Origin of the sequence: Phocaeicola sp. RTP21198st1_B8_RTP21198_201120 (assembly GCF_040929485.1) — a bacterium.
Classification (GTDB): Bacteria; Bacteroidota; Bacteroidia; order Bacteroidales; family Bacteroidaceae; genus Phocaeicola; species Phocaeicola dorei.
Window position 1 is genome coordinate 35,714 of record NZ_JBCOCI010000029.1, and the last position, 4,708, is coordinate 40,421.

Below are 4,708 nucleotides of genomic sequence, written 5' to 3' on the forward strand. Positions count from 1 at the left end.
CCGAACAGCTCACTTTCGAATAAAGATTCACTGATTGCTCCCATATCTACCGTTACCATAGTATGTTCCCGTCGTGTGGAAAGCCGGTGTATTTCCTGTGCCAGCATCTCTTTTCCCGTTCCGTTTTCTCCGGTAATTAAGATATTGGCGTCTGTGCGTGCCACTTTCACTACCATTTTCATTAACTGCTGCATGGCAGGAGATGTCCCCACAATCATTGGTGATTGGCTTCTATCGGGGACTCTGTTTTTCCTTTTCTTACCACTTCCGAAAGCTTCTTTTATTTTGCATACCAAGGTCCGGTTGTCCCAAGGCTTCAACAAGAAATCGGTCGCATCATTCTTTAAAGCTCTTACCGCCAGTTCCACATCCCCGTATGCCGTAAGCATGACTACGGGTAGTGCAGGAGCTATCTCGCGGATTCGTTTCAGCCAATACAACCCTTCGTTGCCGTTATTGATTCCTGCTGAGAAATTCATATCAAGAATAATTACATCTACCGGAGAGGTATTCAGAATAGATATAATTTGATTCGGATGATGGGCTGTCTTTATTTCGCTGAACTCCGTTTCCAGCAACAGTTCCAGCGAGGCCAATACTCCTTTATTATCATCTACTATTAAAATTGTTCCTTTGTCCATAGCATTTTGCTTTCAGAGGCTAAAGATATCTGCTTTTGACTGTTCCTGCAAATGAGGTGTCCAATTATTGGACGTTTTTTATTATTTTCTGTAATGCTTTTATTTACCGTAGGGGCGGTTTGACACTTGGAATGCGTCTTCAGTCCGTTTTATCCGTGCTTCAATATTTCCCTTGGATCGCCCTGGCTTTGCGGTGTTTATAATTTGGACGTTATACCGTCTAAAAATTGGACGATCAGTTTATGACTTCTTTTGTAACTCGTTGATTATTAGTATGTCGTTTGTTTTGGCATACCATTTGATCTCTATTCTGTGTCTAAACCAAAGTAAAATGAAAAATAATTTGATAATTGTGTGTTTGTTGTCGAGTCTGTCTTTGCCTGTGTGTGGGCAAAGTACACTGGACGATTGCATACGCTATGCCTGGGAACATAATCCTGGTTTCAAGAATATCCGGATAGACGTAAAGGAAGCACGTACAGACTATGTGGCTGCCATGGGTAAATTTCTTCCTCATGTTTCAGTACAGGCGGAAGTAGGCAGGCACATCGGGCGTTCTGTCGATCCGGATACCAATGGATACACTGCCGATTCGTATAATCAAGGGACTATAGGAATGGATATCACTCTTTCTTTATTTGAAGGCTTTGCCCGGATCAATCGTTTGCGATATACACATTGGACTAAAAAAGAGAAGGAATGGGATCATTTGGCAAAGCAAAATGATCTGGCTTATCAGGTAGCTGAAGCCTATTATAAAGCGGCATTGGATAAAAAGCTTTCAGAACTGGCCGCTGAGCAGCTTCGTTTGGGAGAACGTTATCTGAAGCAGACGGAAACTTTCGTAGAACTGGGCCTGAAGTCGCTTTCGGACTTGCAGGAGGTGAAAGCACGTCATCAAGGAGATGTGTTCAGAAAGCGTTCGTATGAAAAAAATCGTCAGATGTCTTTCCTTTATTTAAAAGAAATAGTAGGAATGAAAGAGGGAGATACTTTGTCTGTTTCCTTATCAGCCGGTGAAGATACACCCTTATTAATGCCTCAGGTAGAAATAGAGGAAATCTATTTACAATCTGTATACGCGTTGCCGGATTATAAACGGATGGAGATGTGGGAACGAGCAGCCCGTAAGGAGTATGCTGTGGCCCTTGGGCAGTTCAGCCCCACCATCTTCGCCCGTTTTTCATGGGGATCTGATTTTTATAATTCCTTGTTCTCGTTACATCAATTGCGTGACCATTGGAATAAATATATAGGAGTGGGTATTTCATTTCCTATTCTTAGCGGATTGGACCGGTATGCCGGAGTAAAGAAGAAGAAATTGAATTTGCAGCGAGTGCGGAACAATATAGAGGAAGAGAAACTGCATTTACGTAATGAAACGGAACAAATTGTACTTTCATTACATTCGGGATGGGAAGAACATCAACAGGCTGTCCTACAGGTAAAAGCCGAAACACAAGTGCTGAAAGAAACAGAAAGGAAGTGGGAGGAAGGGCTTGTTTCCGTATTCCAACTGATGGAGGCGCGAAATCGCCTGCTTGCCGCTAAAGCGGAAAAAATAAGAGTACGTTTGCAGTACGAACTGACATCACGACTGGCTATGTATTATCAAACAGGAAGTTTTATTAACCACTAAAAATATGGACACACTAATTGAACGTAAAAAGCGTTTCACTCCCAAGCAGATTTATGGAGGTGTGGGAGTATTATTCATACTGGTACTCATTCTCTATTTTATTTTTCGTGATACAGGTTCTTCCATGACCATTGACAAAAGCCGTATCACTATCGCTACAGTTACAGAAAATGAGTTTAATGATTATATCCGCGTGATTGGCCAAGTACTTCCCAGTCGCATGATTTACCTTGATGCTATAGAAGGCGGAAGGGTGGAGGAACGCCTTCATGAGGAAGGAGCAATGGTAAAGAAAGGGGATGCGATTTTGCGTCTGAGTAATCCGCTGCTGAATATCGGTATCATGCAAAGTGAAGCTGATTTGGCCTATCAGGAAAACGAGTTGCGTAATACCCGTATCAGTATGGAGCAGGAACGGTTAAGCCTGAAGCAGGACCGTATCGGTATGCAGAAAGACTTTCTTATAAAGAAACGTCGTTACGGGCAATACAAGCGGCTGATGGAGGAGCAATTGATAGCGAGGGAGGATTATCTCCAGGCTACGGAGGAGTATGAAGCGGCAAAAGAACAATTGTCGGTATTGGATGAACGGATCCGTCAGGATAGTTTGTTTCGTTTGACTCAGATATCCAGCTTGGACGAGAATATTATGAATATGAAACGAAGTCTGGCATTGGTACGTGAACGTCTTGAAAACCTGAAAGTGAAAGCTCCCATAGACGGACAGGTGGGTAATCTTGAAGCACAAATCGGACAATCCATTTCTGCCGGAGAACATATCGGCCAGATTATTACTGCTGATCTGAAGGTACAGGCATTGATTGACGAGCATTATGTGGAGCGTGTCGTTCAGGAACTTCCTGCCGACTTTACCCGTGACGGCGAGAATTATAAATTAGAAGTAACCAAAGTATATCCTGAAGTGAAGGACGGGCAGTTTCGTACTGATTTCCGTTTCACAGCAGGGCGTCCCGGAAATATCCGGGCCGGACAAACTTATCATATCAATCTTCAGTTGGGAGATCCTGTCAAGGCTGTTCTGATTCCTCGGGGAGGTTTTTTCCAAATTACCGGAGGGCGATGGATATATGTTGTGGATGAAAGTGGTAAATTTGCCGTCAGACGCCCTATTAAGATTGGCAGACAGAATCCTCAGTTTTATGAAGTGACTGACGGTCTGGCTTCCGGTGAGAAAGTTATTATTTCCGGTTACGAACTGTTTGGAGATAATGAGAAACTGATTTTAAACGAATAAAAAACACACGTAAGAATGATTAAAGTAGAAAACCTCTCTATGTTGTTCAGTACCGAGGAAGTGCAGACCAAAGCATTGAATGAAGTAACTTTCGAGATTGGAAAGGGAGAATTTGTCGCTATCATGGGACCGTCCGGTTGTGGAAAATCTACCTTGTTGAATATACTTGGAACATTAGATACCCCTACTTCGGGCTCCTATCTCTTTGAGGGAAAGCGAGTGGATAAAATGAATGAAAACCAACTGACCGCTCTACGTAAAGGAAGTATCGGCTTCATCTTCCAAAGCTTTAATTTGATTGATGAACTGACTGTCTATGAGAATATTGAACTCCCATTGGTTTATCTTAATATAAAGCCGGCAGAACGTAACAGGCGTGTAAAGGAAGTGCTTGAAAAAGTGAATATGCTGCACCGTGCCAATCATCTGCCGCAACAGTTATCAGGTGGACAACAGCAACGTGTGGCTATTGCCCGTGCCGTAGTAACCAATGCCCGACTTCTGCTGGCGGATGAGCCGACAGGTAATTTGGATTCTACCAATGGGGTGGAAGTGATGGAACTGCTCAGTACACTGAACAGGCAGGGAACCACCATCATCATTGTTACCCATTCACAGCGTGATGCTGCTTATGCACATCGTATAATCCGTTTGCTGGATGGTAAGATTATTGCCGAGAATCGTAACCGCCCCATGGAATCTGATACCAAAACTGAAATCTTATGATCATACGAAATTATTGGAATAGCGCTTGGCGTAATCTGATGAAGAGGAAAGGTTTCAGCTTCATCAATATCTTCGGCTTGGCCGTAGGCATGGCATCAGCCTTATTGATACTTACTTACGTTGCTTTTGAATTTAGTTTTGACAAGATGCATAGTAAGAGTGCCCGGATTTATCGTGTGCAAAGTACTTTTCATGAGGGGGAAGCTCTGACGGATGATTGGGCGACCAGTTCATTCGGATATGGTTCGGCCATGCAGGAAAATCTGGCAGGAATTGAGGATTATACCCGTGTGGGATGTATTATCCAACCGGAGCAATTGGTAAAATATGGTGAATTGTGTTTGCGTGAGAATGAGATAGCATACGCTGATCCTGGTTTCTTCCGTCTGTTTGATTTTGAATTGCTGAAAGGCGACCGCACCTCTTGTCTTTCCATGCCGGGCTAGG

General features: G+C 43.3%; 4 protein-coding genes and 1 pseudogene. 4 read left to right on the forward strand and 1 reads right to left on the reverse strand.

Features of this window, described 5'->3' with window-relative positions:
- Positions 1–641 (reverse strand): sigma-54-dependent transcriptional regulator (locus AB5935_RS12335; protein WP_368327441.1); only part of this gene is annotated, 641 nt, incomplete at its 3' end.
- A gap of 331 nt (positions 642–972) precedes the next feature.
- Between AB5935_RS12335 and AB5935_RS12340 the strand changes: the two genes are divergently transcribed.
- The 4 genes and pseudogenes from AB5935_RS12340 to AB5935_RS12355 all read left to right on the forward strand — a co-directional run.
- Positions 973–2,280, forward strand: a complete 1,308-nt coding sequence (locus AB5935_RS12340; protein ID WP_038609781.1) for a TolC family protein — start codon at positions 973–975, stop codon at positions 2,278–2,280.
- A 4-nt stretch (positions 2,281–2,284) separates the two neighbouring features.
- A complete protein-coding gene (locus tag AB5935_RS12345; protein ID WP_038609777.1) occupies positions 2,285–3,535 on the forward strand; it encodes an efflux RND transporter periplasmic adaptor subunit in 1,251 nt (416 codons plus the stop codon).
- A 15-nt stretch (positions 3,536–3,550) separates the two neighbouring features.
- Positions 3,551–4,261 carry an ABC transporter ATP-binding protein gene (locus AB5935_RS12350; RefSeq protein WP_022185078.1) on the forward strand — a complete coding sequence of 237 codons (711 nt, stop codon included), beginning with the start codon at positions 3,551–3,553 and terminating at the stop codon, positions 4,259–4,261.
- Positions 4,258–4,704 (forward strand): annotated as a pseudogene (locus AB5935_RS12355) (ABC transporter permease); the annotation flags it as partial. The gene AB5935_RS12350 and the pseudogene AB5935_RS12355, both read left to right, overlap by 4 nt.
- Between the last annotated feature and the right edge of the window lie 4 nt (positions 4,705–4,708).

Coding starts and splice junctions, on each gene's coding strand:
- AB5935_RS12340 (WP_038609781.1), top strand. CDS start 973: ATGAAAAATAATTTGATAATTGTGTGTTTGTTGTCGAGTCTGTCTTTG.
- AB5935_RS12345 (WP_038609777.1), top strand. CDS start 2,285: ATGGACACACTAATTGAACGTAAAAAGCGTTTCACTCCCAAGCAGATT.
- AB5935_RS12350 (WP_022185078.1), top strand. CDS start 3,551: ATGATTAAAGTAGAAAACCTCTCTATGTTGTTCAGTACCGAGGAAGTG.